Below are 20,791 nucleotides of genomic sequence, written 5' to 3'. Positions count from 1 at the left end.
CATGGCGGAACGCTTCCAGAGCTTTGGCCTTGCCACGCCGCCAGCGGCAAGGGCGATGCACGCCGATGACGCCATTGCGCTGCTGAAGGGCGGCCAGGCCAGGCAAGCGTCGCTGCTTGCCTATGGCAACGGCCGATCCTACGGCGATTCCTGCCAGAACCAGCTCGGCACCGTCATCGACATGCGGCCCCTGAACCGCATTCGCGGCTTCAACGCCGAGAGCGGTCTGCTCGAAGCGGATGCCGGGGTGCTGCTCGCGGATGTCATTGCAAATGCCGCGCCTCACGGCTTCTTCCCGGCGGTGGTGCCCGGCACACAATTCGTCACGCTCGGCGGCGCCATTGCCAACGATGTCCATGGCAAGAACCATCACCGGCGCGGCACGTTCGGTTGCCATGTGGAAAGTTTCACGCTGCTTCGGTCGGATGGACACAGCTATCGCTGCTCTGCGACCGACAATCCGCGCCTGTTTCGGGCGACCGTCGGTGGCATGGGGCTCACCGGACTGATCCTGTCGGCTACGATCCGGCTGATGCGGGTCCCGTCGCTCGATATCGTGGAAAAGACGACGCGGTTTCGCGACCTCCGCGAATATTTCGACCTTGCCGAAGCGGCGGACCAGGCCAATGAATATGCCGTCGCCTGGATCGACCAGCTCGCCGGTGGCCGCAACAGCGGACGGGGGCTGCTGTTTACCGGCAACCACGCCGAGCACGGTTCGCACGCGGCCGCGCCTGCGAGCGCGAAATTCTCCGTTCCGCTCCAGCCGCCTTTCAACGTGCTCAGCCGGCCGTTCCTGACTGCTTTCAACGCCGCCTACAGGTGGAAAAAGGGGCAGGCCAAGGCGCCGCGCAAGGTCGAATACCAGGGCTTCTTCTTCCCGCTCGACGGTGTGCGCGACTGGAACAGGCTCTATGGACCGAAGGGGCTGTTCCAGCATCAGAGCGTGGTCCCGGAAGAGGCCGCGCGCACAATCGTGCCGGCACTGCTCACGGCGGCTAGGCAGGCCGGGCAGGGGTCGTTCCTCACCGTCTTGAAGCGCTTCGGTGGGGTCCGCTCGCCGGCGCTGCTGTCGTTCCCTCGTCCGGGTTACACGCTGACGCTGGACTTCCCCAACAGGGGAGCGGCGACACTTGCCCTGCTCGGCGAACTCGACCGCATGACGATCGCGGCTGGTGGGGCGGTCAACCCTTACAAGGATGCGCGCATGAGTGCTGCAACCTTCGTTGCTTCGTTCCCGGAGTGGCCAAGGCTGGAAGCGTTGCGCGATCCCGCCTTCATGTCCGACTTCTGGGCGCGCACGGCCGGGATTGTCGACCCGCGGCGGCGCGATGCAGAGGCAGCCGAATAGGTAAACTTAGAATGAATCGTGGTTTACGAACGCTTAACGTCAAGATTTACCCAAAAATGTCTTGCTGGTTCACGAAATCTTTTCAGATTTGTATTAGCTGATATCACGGGTGGCGGGTTACATGAAATATATCGTCTTCATTCTGTTTACGGTCATGACAAATGCGGCTGCGCAGCTGATGCTGAAGCAAGGCATGATGTCGCTCGGACCGATTTCATTCGAGGGCACCAATCCGCTGATCAAGCTGTTGCAGATCGTCTTCAGCCCCTGGGTCTTCCTTGGCCTGTGCACCTTCGTCATTTCGATGGCCTCGCACCTCTACGTGCTTTCCAAGGTCGAGCTTTCCTTCGCCTATCCGTTTCTGAGCCTGGCTTACGTCGCGGTCGCGATCTTTGCCTATTTCGTCTTCCGAGAAGACCTGAATGGCTGGCGCATCGCCGGCATTGCCTGCATCTGCGTCGGCACGGTGCTGATCGCGCAAAGTGGGCGAGGGCATGAAGATCAGAGCGCTTCCATCACGCCCGACAAGATACAAGCAAACGAGATCGTTCGATGAGACATGTGATTTTCGGGGGTGACGGCTTTGTTGGCCGTCACCTGGCGCCGAAGCTTGTGGCCGACGGTGAAGAGGTTGTCGTCGCCGACATCGTCAGGAGCGACCTTGCGCATTACCGCACTGTCCGCTTCATCAAGTGCGACGTCACCGACCAAGGCTCGGTTGCCGCGGTCGGGCTGAAGGCTGACGACATGGTCTACAATTTGTCGGCCAAGATGCTGTCGCCGATCCAGGTGCGGGCGAAGCGGCACGACTTCTTCTTCCCGGTCAACTTCCACGGCACCGAACACATCCTGCAGGCCATGGACAAGGCTGGTGCCCGCAGGCTCGTTCACTATACGACCGACATGATCTATGGTCACACCGTCACCCAGCCGATGACCGAGGAGCACCCGGTCGCGCCGCTCGGCGAATATGGCTGGTCGAAGCAGAAGACCGAGGAACTGGCCGGCGAATGGCGCAAGCGCGGCATGTCGATCTCGCTGTTTCGCCCGCGCCTGATCATCGGGCCCGGCCGCCTCGGCATCCTCGAAAAGCTGTTCAAGCTGATCGACTGGAACTTTCCCGTGCCGATGATCGGTTCGGGCCGCAACCCTTATCAGTTCATCTCGGTGTTCGACTGCGCCGAGGCGGCGCGCGCGGCGTGGAAGGCCGGTGTGCCCAACGAGGCCTATAATCTCGGGTCGCTCAATCCGCCGCCGGTGAAGAAATTGCTTGGCGACCTGATCCGGCATGCCGGCTCGAAGTCGATCCTGCTGCCTACCCCGGGCTGGGCGGTCAAGCGCACGCTCGACCTGCTCGACCTCTTCAACATGCCGATCATGGATCCGGAGCAATATCTGATCGCCGACGAGGACTGTGTGCTCGACGTGTCCAAGGCCGAGCGGCAGCTCGGCTGGGTGCCGCAATACCGCGACGAGGACATGCTGATCGCCGCCTACAGCGAATACCGCGCCAAGAAGGCCGGGCCCGCCGTCGCCACCAAACATGTCCCCGCCGAATAGGGGCGCGCCGAACAGTTTATTGCGCTCGACGCCAGCCGCGGGCGCGAACAGGAGATTGAAATGACCGTCATGGCCAAGCCGGAACAGACGAATACGCGCACCCTGGTCAGCGCGCCGACACTGTCGCCCGCCACCACCGCCAAGCCCGACCTGATCAGTGTCGAGCAGGCCAAGGCGATGGACGTCGCAGGGATGACCGACCTGTTCAAGGCGCATCTCAATCCCGGCCAGCTGCATTTCATGAAGCTGCTCGGCTTCCATAAGATCAAGATCGAACGTGCAGAGGGCATGTTCTACATCGACCAGAACGGCCGCAAGATCCTCGATTTCTTCGGCGGCTTCGGGTCGCTGGCCTTCGGCCACAACCATCCGCGCATTCTGGAAGTGCGCAAGAAATTCCAGGAGGAAAAGCGACAGGAAATCGCCATCGCCTTCATGTCGCAATATGCCGCCGCGTTGGCGCACAACATCGCCAAATGTTCGCCTGGCGATCTCGACATGGTGTTTTTGGGCTCGTCCGGCTCGGAAGCGATGGAAGCGGCGGTGAAGCTTGCCGAGCGTGCCGCCGGCCCGAAGCGGCCGAAAATAGTCTATGCCGAGAATTCATTCCACGGCAAGACCAAGGGTGTGCTGGGCATCACCGACGGCCAGCTCTACCGCGCCGACTTCAGGCTGGCCGACAATACCGTCCGCATTCCCTTTGCCGATATCGAGGCCGTCGAGCGCCTGTTCCGCTCCGATCCGGAGATCGGCGTCATCGTGCTGGAAACCATCCAGGGCGGCGGTGGCATCATTCAGGCGCCGACTGAATACTGGCAGAAGCTGCGGGCGCTGTGCGACCAGTATGGCGTGCTGTGGGTCGCCGACGAAGTGCAGTGCGGCTATGGCCGCTCGGGCCGCTTCTATGCCTTCGAGCATCATGGCGTCGTGCCCGATGTGACGGCACTGGCCAAATCGCTGGGTGCCGGCAAGGCCGCTGTCGGCGCGATGATTGCGCGCCGCGAAATCTACATGAAGGCCTACGGCACGCCGAAGACGGCGATGATCCATGCCATGGCCACTTTCGGTGGCATGGGCGAGGCGTGTGCCACGGCGATCGAGGGCATCAACGTGCTTTACGACGAGGGGCTGATCGACAACGCCGCCGTCACCGGCGAGTACCTGCTGCAGCGGCTGCAGGCACTCAGGGAAAAATACCCGAAGATCATCAAGGACGTGCGCGGCAAGGGTTTCATGGTCGGGCTGGAGTTTCACGACTTCTCGCAGACCTTGCCGATGGTGCTGCGCCCCATCGTCAGCGTGCTCGACGAGAAGCTGAAGGGTTCGCTGTCCGGTTTCGTCGGCGCGCTGCTGCTGCGCGACTACGACGTGCTCGTCGCCTTCACCGAATACAACCGCAACGTCATCCGGCTCGAGCCGCCGCTGATCTGCCAGCGCGAGCATGTCGATCGCTTCGTCGATGCCTTCGACAGTCTCTTGTCGCGCGGCATCGTGGCGATCGTGAAGGATTTCGTCAAAAGCCAAGTCCGTTGAAACGAACGTTCGCCGAGAAGACATGCTGACCAAGTCGCCCGCTCCGCAAAGTCCACTCGACCGGCTCGCCGAGGCCGGTCTGGCGTGGGGCGAGGGGACCTATGCGCGGCTGGCGGCTCCGATCGGTGCGGCTGCCTTCGCCCTCTATATGCTTTTGACGGCGTTCACGGCCTGGGTGATGCCCGACGCCAACTGGGACATGCTGCCCTATCTCGCCATGTCGGAGGAGGGCACCTACCCCGATGCGCAGGCACTGCATGATTATGCCTACAGCACCGTCAAATCGAGTGTCTCGGCGGCCGACTACAAGGCGCTGACCGACGATGGCGGCGGCTTCCGCAGCCACATGGCGCAGAACGCCGCCGATTTCCATTCGTTGCTCGGCATGTACCGGATCAAGTTCCTCTATGCCGAAATCCTGTCGACGCTGAGTTCCGTCATCTCGCCAGTCGAAGCGATGCGGCTGGTGCAGGTGTTCTCGGTCCTGCTGTTCGGCGCGATCACGCTGCTCTGGCTGCGCGCGGAAAAGGCACTGGCGTTGGCACCGGTGGTCGGCGCGGTGCTGATCATGGCTGATTTCGGCGACGCCGCGCGCGCTTCGACACCGGACCTGCTTACCTCGGCGCTGTTGCTAGGCGGTCTCTTCGCTTATGTCCGAGGCCGCGAGGTAGCGACGGCGATCCTCCTCTTCCTCGCCTTCATGGTGCGGCCGGACAACATAGTTTTCCTTGCCGTTTTCGCTGTGCTGCTGGTCCTGTTCCGGCAGAAGGCCTGGGGCGTGCTGGTCGGTTTTGCTGCTTCGCTCGCCGCGTATTTCGCCATTTCGCACTGGGCCCATCATCCCGGGTGGTGGCCGCATCTGTGGTTTTCCAGCATCGGGCAGCACTACAATATGGACGGGTTCGAGCCGGCTTTTTCCGTCATCGCCTATCTCCGGGCGTTTGCCGCCTCGCTGCTGCGCGCCATCAACCTGAACAGCTGGGTCGGGGTCTCGGTTCTGGCGCTGGCCGGGTGGTTTGCGGCCGACCGCGCCGGCTTCAAGCTCGGCCGCCGCGCGGGCATTCTGTTTGCTGCGCTGGTGCTCGGTGCGCTGGCCAAATTCAGCGTCTTCCCGATCCACGACACGCGCATTTATTTCCCGCATCTGATCCCGCCATTCCTGCTGCTGGCACCGCCCTTCATGGCGTTGTGGGCGGCGGTCACCGCCGGCCAGCACCGCGCCGCCTTGCACGTCATACCAGGAGACAAATCATGAATTCAGTTTCCAACCTGGCGCGCATTGCCCTGTCGCTCGGCCTTCCCGCCGGCCTGCTCGATCGCGGGCCGTCGCTGCGCGGCACCAAGTTCCTCGCCAACGCCGCGCTGAAGGCACGCTTCAGTGATAGCGGCCGGGCATTCCAGATGGTCAATGTCGGCGCCTGCGATGGCGCGCTGTTCGATGACGTGACGCCTTGGCTGCACCGCATTCCAAAGGCCCGCGCCATGCTGGTCGAGCCGATCCCGTACAACCAGAAACGGCTGCGCGCCAATTACCCTGACACGGACCGCTTCGTCATCGAACCCGTCGCGGTGACGAGAACAAAAGGCACGATCACCGTCCACACCTTTGACGCTGCCGCACTCGAAGCCGGCACGCTGCCGATCGAGTTCATCGGCTGCTCGTCGGTGACCGACACCAACCTGATGTCGGGCAAGAATGCCTGGGGCGAGGCCGACGCCAATTTCAACAAGTTCGCGCCGCATCTGAAAGACATCGAGGTGCCGTCGGAGACCTTGCAGACATTGCTCGACCGCAACGGCATCACCCATATCGACGCCTTCCTCGTCGATTGCGAAGGCGCCGACTGGATCGTGTTCGAGCAGATCGACCTCAAGCGCTATCGTCCCGGCATGATCAAGGTCGAGGTTGGTGCGCTGCCCGCGCCGGAGATCGGACAGGTGGTGGTCAAGCTGAAGACGGCGGGCTATCAGGTCGGCTTCCAGGCCGAGGACGTCTGGGCTTTCGCCTGACGGCTAGACGTTTTTCCTGATTTGGGGAGGGGTCGCGCCGCATCTGTGGCGTGTCGCAAACAGGCGGTAGCGCCGTCCCCGTCGCCTGCATATTGTGCGCCGATCAGACGGGCGCCGACGCCGCCCGCAACAGCATTCTGGAGTCGCGGGCAATGGCAGAGTTTCCGAAAAAGGCGAAGGTCGTCATCATTGGCCTCGGCGGCATTGTCGGCGCATCGATCGCCCATCATCTGATCGAGCGCGGCTGGGACGACATTGTCGGCATCGACAAGTCGGGCATCCCGACCGATATCGGCTCGACCGCACACGCGTCCGACTTTTGCTACACCACCAGCCACGATTTCCTGTCGTGCTGGACGACGCTCTATTCCATCGATTTCTACGAGAAGATGGGCCATTACGCGCGCGTCGGCGGCCTCGAAGTCGCCCGTGTCGGCGACGACGGCCGCATGGATGAGATCAAGCGAAAGATCGCCTCGGCGAAGGCTTTCGGCACGCGCGCCCGTTTGATCGATCCCGCCGAGATCAAGGAAAAATTCCCGCTCATCGAACAGGATCTGGTGCAGGGCGGCCTATGGGATCCGGATGCCGGCCTCGTCATTCCGCGCTCGCAGACCGTTGCCGGCAAGCTGGTCGACCAGGCGGAAGCGTCAGGCAAGCTCAAATCCTTCGCCAACACGCCGGCGAAGTCGCTCGTCGTCAAGGACGGCCGCATCAGTGCCGTGGTGACCGACCGCGGCACGATCGAGGCCGACTATGTCATCGTCTGCGCCGGCATCTGGGGCCGGCTGATCGCCGAGATGGTCGGCGAGGACCTGCCGGTCATGCCGATCGACCATCCGCTGACCTTCTTCGGCCCGTATACCGAGTTTGCCGGCACCGGCAAGGAGATCGGTTGGCCACTGCTGCGCGACCAGGGCAACTCGGCCTATATGCGCGACACCGGCGACCCCAAGACCGCCGAGGGCGGCCAGATCGAATGGGGTTACTACGAAGAGACCAATCCGCGCCTCTGCCATCCGCGCGACCTGCTGGAGAAGGACCAAGCACGACTGTCGCCGTCGCAGCGTGATCTCGACATGGAGCAGATCCTGGCGCCGCTCGAGCGCGCCATGGAACTGACGCCGATCCTGGGCGAACTCGGCTATAACGAGAGCCATTCCTTCAACGGGCTGCTGCAGGTGACGGCCGATGGCGGCCCGTCCATGGGCGAGAGCCAGAAGGTGAGGGGCCTGTGGTACGCCGTCGCCATCTGGGTCAAGGACGGCCCTGGCATGGGCAAGCTGATCGCCGACTGGATGACGGATGGCCGCACCGCGATCGACCACCACGCCATCGACTATACGCGCTTCTATCCGCACCAGACCAAGGAACAATTCATCTGGGATCGCTGCACCGAGACGGCGATGAAGGTCTACAATCCGGCGGTGCATCCGCGCGAACCCTTCTCCAAGGCCCGCAACATCAGGCGCTCGCCGTTCTGGGAGCGTGAAAAGGAACTCGGCGGTTATTTCATGGAGCTGGGCGGCTGGGAGCGTGCGCACGGCTATGCCGCCAACGAGCATCTGCTTGAGAAGTATGGAAACCGCGTGCCGGTGCGCGAGAACGAATGGGACAACCGCCATTTCTGGCGCGTCTCCAACGCCGAGCATCTGGCGATGAGCGAGGATTGCGGTATCGTCAACCTCTCGCATTTCTCGATGTATGACATCGAAGGACCGGACCATGTCGCGCTGCTGGAATGGCTGTGCGCGGCCAAGATCGGCGGCGACAACAACATCGGCAAGGGCATCTACACCCACTTCCTCGATGAGCAAGGCATGGTGCGCGCCGACTTCACGGTGATCCGCATGGCCGACCGCTGTCGGCTGATCGACGGCGCCGACGCTGGGCCGCGCGACTACCAGTACATGCGCCGCACGGCCCAGGACAAAGGGTTCGACGTCACCATCACCGACGTGACCGAGAAGTACGTCACCATCGGCATCTGGGGGCCGAATGCCCGCACGACGTTGCAAAAGGTGGTCGAGAACCCGGATGGGCTTTCGCCGGAGAATTTTCCGTTCGCGGCGATCAAGCCGGTCCGGATCGGCGGCAAGGACGTTACGGCGTTCCGTATTTCCTATGTCGGCGAGCAGGGCTGGGAACTGCATATGCGCTACGAGGATGGTCTCGCCGTCTGGGACGCGCTGCGCTCGACCGGTGTCATGCCATTCGGCGTCGAGACCTACGCCAATACGCGCCGCATGGAGAAGAGCCTGCGGCTGCAGAACGCCGACCTCTTGACCGAGTACAATCTGCTGGAAGCCGATCTCGCCCGCCCGAAGGTCAAGGAGAACGATTTCTGCGGCAAGGCCAAGCACTTGGAGTATCGTGAGCGCGCGCACCAGCCGGCGATGCTATGCACGCTGGTGATGACCGAGAACAAGGATTCCAGAGGTGTCGCCCGCTATCCCGTCGGCATCATGCCGGTGATGGACCCCGAGAGCGGGGAAACACTGGTCGACGAACTCGGCCGCCGCTCCTTCACGACATCGGTCGCCTATGGCCCGACGATCGGCAAGAACATCGCGCTCGCCTATCTGCCCTGGGCCTATGCCCAGGAAGGCCGCAAGCTCAAGGTCGAGTATTTCGGCGAGACTTATCCGGTCGAGGTCGCCAGCGTCGGCTACAAGCCGCTTTACGACCCGGAGAATCTCAAGCCGCGGAGCTGAGCCTTCGCCAAGAATCTCGCGCGTGTTTTGGATGAGCCCGGCCCAGGTCGGGCTTTTCTCTTTTTCAGCTGTCGATTCTGGCTTACCCTCGCGGCATGTCTGGTTTTGGCACTGCAAGACATCTGCTTTCGAGCGTCGTCGCGCTGGCGCTGACGCTCTGGCCGACGACAATGTCTCGCGCAGACGAGCCGGTGGATGTCGAACTGGTGCTGGCGGTGGACGTGTCGCTGTCGATGTCGGCCGACGAGCTCGAGATCCAGCGTCATGGCTATGCGGCGGCGCTGACGCACGACAATGTGCTGCAGGCGATTACCGATGGCGCCTATGGCAAGATCGCCGTCACCTATGTCGAATGGGCCGGCACCAACTGGCAACGCGTCATCGTGCCGTGGACAGCGATCGCGACCCGGGCCGATGCGGAGCGGGTGGTGGCGCAATTGTCGGCTCAGCCGCCCAACAGCGCGCGGCGCACCTCGATCTCCGGCGCGCTGGAGTTCGGCAGCGACCTTTTCGCCGAAAGCGGCTACCAGGGAACCAAGCGCGTCATCGACATTTCGGGCGACGGGCCAAACAACCAGGGGGCGCCGGTCAATCTCGCCCGCGACGGGGTGGTCAGGCAAGGCATAGTCATCAACGGCCTGCCGCTGATGACCCGAGGCGGCTTTTCCGGCGTCTATGACGTCAACGATCTCGATCGCTACTACAGCGACTGCGTCATCGGCGGTCCCGGCGCCTTCATGATCCCGGTCAACGACTGGACGCAATTTCCCGAAGCCATCCGCCGCAAGCTGGTGCTGGAGCTCGCCGGCCCGGCGTCACGGCAATGGGCGGCGGAGGAGGCGGATCACCCGCCAGTGGTGCTGGCGCAGGACAAGCCCATCGCCGACTGCCAGGTCGGCGAGAAAATGTGGCGCAACCGCAACTGGATGCCCGACGCCAGATAGCGCAATCCCAAGCCGGGTTGCCGGCTGCTTTGCGCGCAAACACGGTCCTGTTGATTGACAAGCCCGTCGGCCTCTGTGAACAATTTCCCGCAGAAAAACAAAAGGGGAACCGATATGAACAGAATAACCGTCCTTGCCGCGACATTGACACTTGCCGCGGGCTTGTCCGCGCCGGCGATGGCCGCCACAACGCTCACCATCGGCATCAGCGGATGGACCGGATTCGCGCCGCTGACACTCGCCAAGCAGGCAGGGCTGTTCGAGAAGCATGGGCTCGACGTGACCTTGAAGAAGGTGCCGCAGGCCAGCCGTCCGCTCGCCATCGCCAGCGGCGACCTGCAATGCGCCGCCACCACGGTCGAGACCTGGCTGGTCTGGAACGCCAGCGGGGTGACCACCAAGCAGATTTTCCAGCTCGACAAATCCTATGGCGCCGACGGCATCGTGGTGCGCAACGACATCAAGACGGTCGCCGATCTCAAGGGCAAGACCGTCGCTTCCTCGGCGCCTGGAACGTCGCCCTACTTCCTGCTGGCCTGGGTGCTGAACAAGAACGGCATGTCGACCAAGGATGTCACGGTCGTCAATCTCGAACCCGACGCGGCGGCGCAAGCCTTCCTCGCCGGCCAGAACGATGCGGCCGTCACCTACGAGCCCTTCATCTCGGCCGTGCGCGACAAGGCCGACCAGGGGCATATCCTGGCGACCACGCTCGACTATCCGATGGTCCTCGACACGGTCGGCTGCACGCCCGAATTCCTCAAGGCCAATCCCGACGCCGCCAAGGCGCTTGCCGACAGCTATTTCGACGCCCTCGACATGATCAAGAAGGAGCCGCAGAAATCCTATGAGATCATGGGCGCCGACGTGAAACAGTCGGCCAAGGAATTCGAGGATTCGGCAAAGTACCTGAAATGGGCCGACAAGGCCGAGAACAAGCAGTTCTTCACCAAGGAATTTCAGGACTTTTCCAAGACCGCCGGCGATCTGCTGCTGCAGATGGGGCTGATCAAGGAGGCACCCGACGTCGCCACTCTGGCCGACACCAGCGCCGTGGCGAATTGACGGTTCAACCCCTGGGCACCGTGCGGTGGCGCAGAGCGCCGCCGCCTTGCCGCTGACAAAGGACGAAGATGCGCCCCTTGCATCCTGTCTCTCCGAGCCTGCGAACAGTGCTCGGTATCTCCTTCTTCGTGCTGTTCGTGGCCTTCTGGGCCTGGATCACGCTTGGCGGCCACGTCAACCGCATCTTCCTCGCCGATCCGCTGTCGATGCTGCGGGATGGCTGGCGGCTGCTGGTCGAGGATCGTTTCTGGCTCGACATACTGATCACCATCTGGCGGGTCTTCGGCGGCTTTGTACTGGCCTCGGTCGTCGCGGTGCCGCTCGGCATCGCCATGGGCGCCTGGAAGCCGGTGGAAGCGTTTCTGGAGCCCTTCGTCTCCTTCGCCCGCTACCTGCCGGCGTCGGCCTTCATTCCGCTGCTCATCCTTTGGGCCGGCATTGGCGAGCTGGAAAAACTGCTCGTCATCTTCGTCGGCTCGGTGTTCCAGATCATCCTGATCATTGCCGTCAAGGTTGGGGCCACGCGGCGCGACCTGGTCGAGGCCGCTTATACGCTGGGCTCGACCAACAATGGCATCGTCAGGCGGGTCATCATGCCGGCCAATGCGCCCGAGATCGCCGAGACGCTACGGCTGGTGCTCGGCTGGGCATGGACCTATGTCATCGTGGCCGAATTGATCGGCTCATCGTCGGGCATCGGTTACATGATCATCAACAGCCAGTCGCGGCTGGCGACCGGGCAGATCATCTTCGGCATCATCGTCATCGGCCTGATCGGGCTGTTGTCCGATTTTGCGTTCAAGGCGTTCAACCGCTGGCTCTTTCCATGGAGCCTGGCGTGAGCAAGCTTCTTATCGAGGGTGTCTCGCGAACCTTTGCCGGCGTGCGGGGTGGAGAACCCGTCAAGGCGCTGATGCCAATCGACCTGGCGGTGGCGGCCAACGACTTCATCACCGTTTTGGGACCGTCAGGTTGCGGAAAGTCGACACTGTTGAGGATCGTCGCCGGCTTGGAGGCGCCAAGCGAAGGCCGAGTTCTGCTGGACGGCAAGACGGTGACGCGGCCCGGGCCGGACCGCGGTATGGTCTTCCAGTCCTACACGCTGTTTCCATGGCTGACGGTCGCCGAAAACATCGGCTTCGGCCTGCGCGAACGGGGGATGGCCGAAAAGGAGCGGGACGACATTGTCGCTTCCTATGTCGATCTCGTCGGGCTGAAGGGGTTCGAGAACCATTGGCCGAAACAGCTTTCAGGGGGCATGCAGCAGCGCACGGCGATTGCCCGGGCGCTAGCCAACGATCCCGAAATCCTGTTGCTGGACGAGCCGTTCGGGGCGCTGGACAACCAGACACGCGGGCTGATGCAGGAATTGCTGCTCGGCATATGGGAACGGCGCAAGAAGACGGTGCTGTTCGTCACCCACGACATTGAGGAGGCGATCTTCATGGCCTCGCGCGTGATCGTGATGACGGCGCGGCCCGGCCGCATCAAGTCGGATGTCTCCATCGACCTGCCGCATCCCAGGCACTATACGCTGAAGACCAGTGCCGAATTCTCGGCGTTGAAGGCGCGGCTGACCGAGGACATCCGCGTCGAGGCGATGCGGACGGCGCAAGTGCGGTCGGCCGAGACCTGATCGGGATCAGGCCGCCAGCAATTGCTTGCGGTCGACGCGTTCCTGCTGCGGCGAGCGGGCGTAGAGCTCGCGGTAACATTTCGAGAAATGCGAGGCCGAGACGAAGCCGCAGGCGACCGCCACCTCGACCACCGGCAGCGACGATTGGATCAAGAGATGCCGGGCGCGGTCGAGGCGGATTTCGAGGTAGTAACGGGCAGGCGACCGTCCCATCTCGGTGCGGAACAGGCGCTCGATCTGGCGACGCGACAGGTCGACATGGTCGGCGATCTCGATCAGCGACAGCGGCTCGGACAGATTGGCCTCCATCAGCTCGATGATGGTCAGCACTTTCGAGTTCTGCACGCCGAGGCGGGCGCGCAGCGGCAGGCGCTGGCGGTCGGTCGGACTGCGCACACGATCGGTCAGCACCTGCTCGCACACGCGGTTGACGAGGTTCTCGTCGAAATCGTCGCCGATCAGCTTCAGCATCATGTCGAGCGCGGCGGTGCCGCCGGCGCAGGTGTAGATGTTCTGGTCGATCTCGAACAGGTCGGCAAAGACATTGGCCTTCGGAAACGCTTCGGAAAAACCGGGCAGGTTTTCCCAATGGATGGCGCAGCGCTTGTTGGACAGGAGCCCGGCGGCGGCGAGGATATGCGCACCGGTGCACAGGCCGCCGACGGCAACGCCGCGATTGTATTCCTCGCGCAACCAGGCAAAGGCCGACTTGTTCTGGTAGCGCTCGACATTGGTGCCACTGCAGACGATGGCGATGTTGGGGCGATCCGGCCCCGCCATCTTCTTGCGTTCCTCCTCGAGCGAGGTGTTAACCGCACACTCGACGCCGTTCGAGGCGCGCACCGGCTTGCCGTCGATGCTGGCGAGGCGCCAGCGATAGGCCTCGTAGCCGAGCATCCGATTGGCCGAGCGCAGCGGGTCGAGCGCTGTCGCAAAAGCGATCATGGTGAAATCGGGGATAAGGAAGAACACAAACGATCGCTTGATCGGATGCTTGACGGCGTTCACTGGGAACCTCATCTGGCCATGACGCGAACAGGATGTCGCGAATAGCATAGCGTCATCAGGAAAAACCATTCCTGTCAATCGTCTAGACGGCTTTGGGAAGATTAAATTTGCGACATGGGTCGCAAATGGGCAATCGCCGCGCGGTGCTGCTCGAACCAGGCCACCGTCAGGTTGTGAAAGGCGATGGAAGCGCAACAAAATAAACGCCGCCTCGGCGGACCGAGGCGGCGGCAGTCAACCCTGAAGCCGCGGCAGGGGCGCGGCTCTGGAGGTGTCTTGTATTTTCGATTTCTACGCAGTTCCGGCCGGGAAAATACGGTTTTCCTGGAACCGCGCTCGTTCAGGCGACGAAGCCGAGACGTGCCGCGGCCATGGCGCCGGTCTGGCCGGGCATGGTGTTTGCAAGACGCTGACGCTCGAGAGCGGTGGTCAGGTTCATTTCGCGGCGGGCGAAGAGGCGGGCAAAAAGCTTCATGATCATCTCCAATCGGTTGCTCGCGCATTGGCCCGAAAATCGAATTGATTTTCGGAAAGCACGATGCGCAGACTCAAAGTGTTAGAGCGTACTTTGTGCGTCCAATAGTACGCACGTCGCTCTAAACGGGTCGCCTTCGCTTGATGGAGTGGGGCAGCTCGTTTGCTGACGGTGATATAGGCTTGTGTGAGCAGGAACTAAATCGCAAAAGCGAAGCGCTTGATATGAAAAGCGACACCGGATGCGACATATTTTGGCAAGCTACGAGCAATATGCCTAGGATTTATGAATATTTACAGAGAGTTAATCAAAAAATCGAGCTGCTATGCGGCTTGCTCATATGCGCCATGCAGCGGCGGCATGGCTCATGAATTCGTTTGAATACAAATAAAATAGAGAAGGCCTGCCGGGCGGGCTGCGCGGCAGGCCTTCAGCACGGGGTACACACGATTTACTTTGCTCCAGCCCAGGATCCGACGCCGCTGCGAATGCCGGTCTTGGCGTCGGAAGCTTCCGGCCAGCCGATATCCTTCTGCAGCTCGATCGGCAGTGAACGGATGGCGCGTTCGGTCTGGTAGCGGGCGCGGGCCGCGTTGAATTCGGTCGCGATGCGGCCGAGGGACGATAGGATAGACATTTCGATCTCCTTTGCTACGGCACGGCAGGCGCCGGCAATGCGTTACGTCAGGTCTGTTTCAGCTTCATTTCACGTCGAATGCAGGTCTGCGCCGTGGTCGTTTCGTGGCCGCTTTTGGCAGCATGCTGCTTCGATGGAGTTGACTATGCTCCCGGTCTGATGTTCAATCAAACGAAATGGAATGATGTTTTGTATCAGAAAAATTGAAGGTCGATCGTCATGAACGCCCCACTCAATCACCCGCTGCCGCTGCTCGACCTCGACGTTTTGCGCACCTTCGTGGCGATTGCCGAGACCGGCAGCTTCACCACCGCGGCCAATGCGGTGTTCCGGACGCCGTCGGCCGTCTCCATGCAGATCAAGAAGCTGGAGGATATTCTCGGCCGCTCGGTGTTCGCGCGCGACGCGCGTTCGGTGACGCTGACCACGGACGGCGAAATGCTGCTCGGCTATGCCCGGCGGCTTTTGTCGATCAACCGCGAGGTGGTGTCGAAGTTCATCATCCCCGATATTGTCGGGGTGGTGCGGCTCGGCTCACCTGACGACTATGGCGAGCGCGTGCTGCCGCATGTGTTGAAGCGTTTCGCGCAGTCGCATCCCTCGATCGCCGTCGACGTCACCATCGACCAGAGCAGCAATCTGCGCCGGCGCATGGATGACCGGGCGCTCGACATCACGCTGTTGACCAATTCGTACAAGACCAGCGCGCTCGGCGCCGAGGTGCTGTTGACCGAGCCGATCGTGTGGGCCGGCGCCAAGGGCGGCTGCGCGCATCTGCGCGAACCGCTGCCGGTTTCGCTTTGGGAAGAGGGCTGTGCCTGGCGGGCCGGCGCGCTCGAGGCATTGGGCCGCGAGGGCCGCAACTATCGCGTCGCTTATATGAGTGCCCATACCGCAGGCCAGCGCGCCGCGATCATGGCCGACCTCGCGGTCGCGCCGCTGCCGAGATCGTTCCTGGGCAACGACATGGTCGAACTCTGCCCTAAGGACGGAATGCCCGATATCGGCACTTACAATCTTGCCATGGTGGTGGCGCCGGACGCCAGCGCGCCGGTCAAGGCCGTCGCCGACCACATCCGCGCGACCTTCGAAGTGTTCAGGGAAACCGGCAAGTTCTAATCGATGTCGTGGGGCCGAGTTTCAGTGCTCGGCGATCTCGTCACGTTCGCCGAGCCGATTGATCGTCTGGCCGAAATGGTTGGTGTGCTGGGATGAAGCTTTGGTCGACGACTTGACCGTTTCCCTTTCAGCCCGGGTGTAGGCGTCGTCGGTGAGAAACGCGACGATGTGCTGACGCGCGCGCCGCGCTTCCGGCATGTCAATCAGCGGCCAGACGTGGAACATGCCTTCCTCGTAGATCAGCTCCACCTCGACACCGGCGGCGCTGGCTTTTTGTGCAAAGATGAGATTGTCGGGCGTGAGAAGATCGCGGGAGCCCGTCAGGAGCAGTGTCTTCGGCAATACCGACAGATCGCCATAGACCGGGCTGATACGCCAGTCTGTCGGATCCAATCCGGCACTATAGAGCCGGATTGCCTCACGCCCGCCGGCGATGCCCAACCATGGATCATTCCGCTCCGCCTCAAACACTTCGGGGTTCGCGAGCGAGACGTCGAGGCCGGGTGAAATCAGCACATGGCGCGACGGCACCGGCAAACCCTCGTCCGCCGCCATCATGGTCAGCACCACGGCCATGTTGCCGCCGGCGGAATCGCCCATGAAGACGATATCTTCCGCCTCTGTCTCATCGAGCATCTGGCGGTAGACAGCGCCGACCATGCCGAACATGGCGTGGAAATCGTGTTCCGGGGCGATAGGGTAGATCGGCACGGTGATGCCGTAGCCCAGCCGGTCGGCCATGTCGGCGATCAGATACCAGTGATAGGGCGTGATCTCAAAGACATAAGCGCCGCCATGCAGGTAGAGTATCCGCTTGTGCTCTCCGGCCTTGGGGGCGATTTCGTAGACCGGAAAACCGTCCACGCTGCGCGTCTGGATTTCGAAACGCTGATGCAGCGCGGCCGGCGGATGATGATCCTCCGTCTTGCGCGCGGCGGCGATCCAGCGCTGCAGGTTTTCCGGGCTGGAAAAGGCTTGCTTGCGGCTGTGCCTGAGCACGAAGGACACAACGTGGCTTTTCAAACTTGGCATGCGAATACACGAACTTCGGCTGCAGCCGACTAAGAGAACTCCCCCTTGTAACGAAGATCGTGCCTTGTCCGAGAATGTCAAGATTTACGGCGTGCCCACACGCTGGTGTGATCCGCGCGTCGTCGGCGCCGCGGCAAAAGTGCCGTGCGCAATCGGTTGCTGGTGGCCATCGGGGATGTGTGGGATCCCCGGTGGACGCCGAGCAATTTGTATTTGTCGGCGAACGTCGTCACCGCGTAGAGCCTAGCAGCAGCGAGGCGAGTGTGGCCTGCGGATCGTTCGGCGGCGATGCCGGCCAGCCGATGTCCTTCTGGACATGCGCCGGCAAGCTGTTCAGCGCGCGGATCGATTTGTTCCTGGCGTGGGCTTGCCTGATGGCCACACCCAAGCGGCCGAAATTTTCGAACATCGACATTGTCATCTCCCCTGAAGAACGGCGATGGCCAAGGACTGTCCTCAGCCGCCGTTCGATGTGCGGGTAAATGCGCTGTGCGTGTATCTGCTGGATTTCGCGAGAACAGCGTTTCGGTTTCCGGATCGGACGATCCGGAAACATTTGCATACAAATAAATCGAGGGAGTGGCCGGCGCGTCTATTCGCGGCTGCGCCGAGCAGCATGGCCTTCGCGGGAGCGCCGGCGCGGTGCTGCATCTCCGGCGATGCCATCCTCGCTCACCGTCTTGCGCGGTGGCAGCTTCACCGCCGCCGCCAGTTTCGGGAACGGGTCGACCTTGTTGGGCAGCGCCATGGCGTAGACGAAGTGCTCCTGGAATTTCGGCTCGAGCGCCGTCTCGATCTTTTCGATCTGGCTCACCGTCTCCTCGATTTCGCGGCGATAGCCGCGATTGAGCAGCGCCATGCGAGCACCCGCGCCGGCGGCGTTGCCCACGGCGGAGACCTTGTCGAGGTCGCAATCGGGGATGAGACCTAGCACCATGGCGTATTTCGGATCGATGAAGGAGCCGAAGGCACCGGCGAAGTGGATGCGGTCGACATGCTCGGTGTTCTGTTTTTCCATCAGCAGCTTGGTGCCGGCATAGAGCGCCGCCTTGGCCAACTGAATGGCACGCACGTCTGTCTGGGTGATGGTGATCTTGGGTTCGCCTTCCTTCAGCACATAGGAGAAGGTGCGGCCGTTGGCGACGACGCGCGGCGAGCGCGCGGCAAGCGATCCGTCGACGACGCCATCCTCGGAGATGACGCCGGCGAGATACATTTCGGCGACGATCTCGATGATGCCGGAGCCGCAAATGCCGGTGACGCCGGTCGCCTGCACGCTGTCGAGGAAGCCGGGCTCGTCGGACCACAGTTCCGAGCCGATGACGCGGTATTTCGGCTCCAGCGTGTCTGGATCGATGCGCACGCGCTCGATGGCGCCGGGCGCGGCCCGCTGGCCACCGGAGATTTCGGCGCCTTCGAAGGCCGGACCGGTCGGCGAGGAGGCAGCAACGACCCGTGTACGGTTTCCGAGTACGATCTCGGCATTGGTGCCGACGTCCACGATCAGCATCATCTCGTCCTGGCGATGCGGCCCTTCCGAGAGCGTCACCGCGGCCGCGTCGGCGCCGACATGGCCGGCGATGCAAGGCAACATGTAGAGCCGTGCGCCCTGGTTGAGCTTCAGCCCGATGTCGGAGGCCTTGATGCGAACGGCGCCCGAGACGGCAAGCGCGAAGGGCGCGCCGCCGAGTTCGGTCGGATCGATGCCGAGGAACAGGTGATGCATGATCGGATTGCCGACGAAGACGGAATCCAGGATGTCGTTGCGCTGGACATTGCCTTCCGCGCAAACCTTGTCGACGAGGCCGGAGATTGCCTCGCGGACAGCAACCGTCATGCCTTCGCGGCCATCCGGGTTCATCATCACATAGGAGACGCGGCTCATCAGATCCTCGCCGAAGCGGATCTGCGGGTTCGACGTTCCGGACGAGGCGGCGACGCGGCCCGACAGCAGCGACACCAGATGCATGGCGATGGTGGTCGAGCCGATGTCGCAAGCCAGGCCATAGGCCTCGTTCTTGAGGCCCGGCCACAGCGCGATGACGCGCGCTGTCTCGGTGTCCGTATCCTTGTAGATGGCGGCGGTCGCCGTCCAGTTGCCCTTGCGCAAAATACCTTGCACCTGCGGCAGCAGATAAAAATCGAAGTCCAGGCTTTTGAGGTTCCAGTCCTTCATCAGGGCAATCTTCAGGCGGTCGAGATCGCCAAGCGGCTTGTGCATGTCTGGTTCTTCGATCTCGACGTAGCACATGCGGATCGCGGAATCGCGGGCGATGACCCTGGTGTCGGCATCCTTGCGGATGGTCTGGGCGTTGATGACCGTGTCCTGCGGCACGTCAATGACGAGATCGCCGAGAATCTGAGCGGAGCAGGAGAGGCGGCGCCGTTCAGGCAGGCCGCGCACACGTTCATAGCGCTCTTCCTTAGGGCCTTTGGGCGATATGTGGTCGTTTGAGGAGGTGATCTTGTGCTTGGCGAAATTGCCTTCCTGCACCTCGATCTGGCAGCGTCCGCAAGTGGCGCGTCCGCCGCACACGCTCTCGACATAGACGCCGAGCTGGCGCGCGGCGTCGAGCACGGGCGTGCCGACAGGGAACCGCCCGCGCTTGCCTGACGGCATGAACAGCACGAGCGGATCGGTTATGTTTGCAGGCGAGTTCACGATTGCGCGCTTATCCCCGGCCCATGCGGGCTTCACGGCCACCGCGTCGGCGGCCGCCATTGCCGCCGCCTTCGCCCGGCGCGTTGACCGCTGTCGGCGCCGCCACCGCCTGGCCGCCTTCGGCCGGCTTGTAATCCTTGTAGGTCTTGATCCATTTGGTGCAGTTCTCGTCGGTGCCGTTCAGCACGTTGGCGCCGCGCACCGCTTCCATTTCCTGCGGGCGCACCGGGTTCATGATCGCCGAGGTCATGCCGGCGCCGATCACCATCGGGATGAAGGCGGCGTTGATGCCGTGGCGGTGCGGCAGGCCGAAGGAGATGTTGGACAGGCCGCAGGTGGTGTTGACCTTGAGCTCTTCGCGGAGCCGACGCAGCAGGGCGAACACCTGGCGGCCGGCATCGCCCAGCGCGCCGATCGGCATCACCAGCGGATCGACGACGACGTCATGCGCCGGGATGCCGAAATCGGCGCAGCGCTGCACGATCTTCTTGGCGACGGCAAAGCGCACGTCCGGATCCATCGAAATGCCGGTCTCGTCGTTGGAGATGGCGACGACCGGCACATTGTATTTCTTGATCAGCGGCAGGATGGCCTCGAGCTTTTCCTCCTCGCCGGTGACGGAATTGACCAACGGGCGGCCCTTGGCGACTTTCAGCGCGGCCTCGATCGCGGCGGTGACGGAACTGTCGATCGACAGCGGCAGATCGACCAGGCCCTGGACGATCTCCAGCGTCTGCACCAGAAGGCCAGGTTCGGTTTCGTTCGGGTTGACCGAGGTGACGCCGGCATTGACGTCGAGCATGGTGGCGCCGCAGGCGGCCTGCTCCAGCGCGTCCTTGATGACGGTCTCGAAATTGCCAACCACCATTTCGGCGGCGAGCTTCTTGCGGCCGGTCGGGTTGATGCGTTCGCCAATCACGCAGAAAGGCTGGTCGAAGCCGATGATGATTTCTCGTGTCGCCGAGGCGACGATGGTCCGGGTCATGAAATCTCTCCGTCGTGATATAAAGAGTTCTTTATATCGTTATCTCTTGTCGATCAAGCG

The 20,791-nt window shown here is 62.5% G+C and carries 19 protein-coding genes; 12 read left to right on the top strand and 7 right to left on the bottom strand.

All coding sequences use genetic code 11. The features are described 5' to 3' along the window. The first annotated feature begins 1 nt into the window (after nt 1). The 11 genes from LB557_RS21200 (at nt 2) to LB557_RS21150 (ending at nt 12,813) form a co-directional block, all read left to right on the top strand. Nucleotides 2-1,351, top strand: coding sequence for an FAD-dependent oxidoreductase (locus LB557_RS21200; RefSeq protein WP_224643463.1), 1,350 nt, complete (start codon nt 2-4; stop codon nt 1,349-1,351). A gap of 121 nt (nt 1,352-1,472) precedes the next feature. Then, nucleotides 1,473-1,907 carry an EamA family transporter gene (locus tag LB557_RS21195; protein WP_015317404.1) on the top strand — a complete coding sequence of 145 codons (435 nt, stop codon included), beginning with the start codon at nt 1,473-1,475 and terminating at the stop codon, nt 1,905-1,907. Then, nucleotides 1,904-2,911 (top strand): NAD-dependent epimerase/dehydratase family protein, encoded by a 1,008-nt coding sequence (locus tag LB557_RS21190; RefSeq protein ID WP_224643464.1) that lies wholly within the window; start codon nt 1,904-1,906, stop codon nt 2,909-2,911. Before LB557_RS21195 ends, LB557_RS21190 begins: the two co-directional genes overlap by 4 nt. A gap of 60 nt (nt 2,912-2,971) precedes the next feature. Then, complete coding sequence (locus LB557_RS21185; protein ID WP_140793623.1) at nt 2,972-4,444, top strand: aspartate aminotransferase family protein; 1,473 nt, start codon at nt 2,972-2,974, stop codon at nt 4,442-4,444. Between the two features lie 22 nt (nt 4,445-4,466). Continuing rightward, a complete protein-coding gene (locus LB557_RS21180) occupies nt 4,467-5,699 on the top strand; it encodes a hypothetical protein (RefSeq protein ID WP_224643465.1) in 1,233 nt (410 codons plus the stop codon). After that, on the top strand, nt 5,696-6,454 hold the full coding sequence (locus LB557_RS21175) for an FkbM family methyltransferase (protein WP_224643466.1): 759 nt from the start codon (nt 5,696-5,698) through the stop codon (nt 6,452-6,454). The genes LB557_RS21180 and LB557_RS21175 overlap by 4 nt, the downstream gene beginning before the upstream one ends. A 152-nt stretch (nt 6,455-6,606) precedes the next feature. Beyond that, on the top strand, nt 6,607-9,168 hold the full coding sequence (locus tag LB557_RS21170; protein ID WP_224643467.1) for an FAD-dependent oxidoreductase: 2,562 nt from the start codon (nt 6,607-6,609) through the stop codon (nt 9,166-9,168). A 95-nt stretch (nt 9,169-9,263) separates the two neighbouring features. Further along, on the top strand, nt 9,264-10,112 hold the full coding sequence (locus tag LB557_RS21165; protein ID WP_140661045.1) for a DUF1194 domain-containing protein: 849 nt from the start codon (nt 9,264-9,266) through the stop codon (nt 10,110-10,112). Nucleotides 10,113-10,226: 114 nt separating this feature from the next. Beyond that, entirely contained in the window at nt 10,227-11,177 is a 951-nt protein-coding gene (locus tag LB557_RS21160; protein ID WP_224643897.1) for an ABC transporter substrate-binding protein, read from the top strand. Between the two features lie 68 nt (nt 11,178-11,245). Continuing rightward, nucleotides 11,246-12,019, top strand: a complete 774-nt coding sequence (locus LB557_RS21155) for an ABC transporter permease (RefSeq protein WP_015317412.1) — start codon at nt 11,246-11,248, stop codon at nt 12,017-12,019. Further along, a complete protein-coding gene (locus tag LB557_RS21150) occupies nt 12,016-12,813 on the top strand; it encodes an ABC transporter ATP-binding protein (RefSeq protein ID WP_140615914.1) in 798 nt (265 codons plus the stop codon). The genes LB557_RS21155 and LB557_RS21150 overlap by 4 nt, the downstream gene beginning before the upstream one ends. Before the next feature lie 6 nt (nt 12,814-12,819). Here LB557_RS21150 and LB557_RS21145 read toward each other — a convergent pair whose 3' ends face one another. From LB557_RS21145 to LB557_RS21140, 3 genes are all read right to left on the bottom strand, one after another. After that, nucleotides 12,820-13,833 (bottom strand): GlxA family transcriptional regulator, encoded by a 1,014-nt coding sequence (locus LB557_RS21145; RefSeq protein ID WP_263496803.1) that lies wholly within the window; start codon nt 13,831-13,833, stop codon nt 12,820-12,822. A gap of 328 nt (nt 13,834-14,161) precedes the next feature. Further along, complete coding sequence (locus tag LB557_RS31635; RefSeq protein WP_013894968.1) at nt 14,162-14,296, bottom strand: hypothetical protein; 135 nt, start codon at nt 14,294-14,296, stop codon at nt 14,162-14,164. Nucleotides 14,297-14,747: 451 nt separating this feature from the next. Beyond that, nucleotides 14,748-14,933: a hypothetical protein gene (locus LB557_RS21140; protein ID WP_023769849.1), complete on the bottom strand. Its 186-nt coding sequence runs from the start codon at nt 14,931-14,933 to the stop codon at nt 14,748-14,750. Between the two features lie 219 nt (nt 14,934-15,152). Between LB557_RS21140 and LB557_RS21135 the strand changes: the two genes are divergently transcribed. Beyond that, nucleotides 15,153-16,052 carry a LysR substrate-binding domain-containing protein gene (locus tag LB557_RS21135; RefSeq protein WP_015317416.1) on the top strand — a complete coding sequence of 300 codons (900 nt, stop codon included), beginning with the start codon at nt 15,153-15,155 and terminating at the stop codon, nt 16,050-16,052. A 21-nt stretch (nt 16,053-16,073) separates the two neighbouring features. Here LB557_RS21135 and LB557_RS21130 read toward each other — a convergent pair whose 3' ends face one another. The 4 genes from LB557_RS21130 to LB557_RS21115 all read right to left on the bottom strand — a co-directional run bounded on the left by LB557_RS21130 (nt 16,074) and on the right by LB557_RS21115 (nt 20,731). Continuing rightward, entirely contained in the window at nt 16,074-17,084 is a 1,011-nt protein-coding gene (locus LB557_RS21130; RefSeq protein WP_015317417.1) for an alpha/beta hydrolase, read from the bottom strand. Between the two features lie 229 nt (nt 17,085-17,313). After that, complete coding sequence (locus LB557_RS21125; RefSeq protein WP_140873527.1) at nt 17,314-17,499, bottom strand: hypothetical protein; 186 nt, start codon at nt 17,497-17,499, stop codon at nt 17,314-17,316. Between the two features lie 177 nt (nt 17,500-17,676). Continuing rightward, nucleotides 17,677-19,806 carry an ASKHA domain-containing protein gene (locus tag LB557_RS21120; RefSeq protein WP_015317419.1) on the bottom strand — a complete coding sequence of 710 codons (2,130 nt, stop codon included), beginning with the start codon at nt 19,804-19,806 and terminating at the stop codon, nt 17,677-17,679. Then, nucleotides 19,757-20,731: a methyltetrahydrofolate cobalamin methyltransferase gene (locus LB557_RS21115; protein ID WP_140723911.1), complete on the bottom strand. Its 975-nt coding sequence runs from the start codon at nt 20,729-20,731 to the stop codon at nt 19,757-19,759. Before LB557_RS21115 ends, LB557_RS21120 begins: the two co-directional genes overlap by 50 nt. Nucleotides 20,732-20,791 lie beyond the last annotated feature (60 nt).

This window comes from Mesorhizobium sp. BR115XR7A (assembly GCF_020165315.1).
Lineage (GTDB): Bacteria > Pseudomonadota > Alphaproteobacteria > Rhizobiales > Rhizobiaceae > Mesorhizobium > Mesorhizobium australicum.
This window is presented reverse-complemented; position numbering and strand designations above follow the sequence as displayed.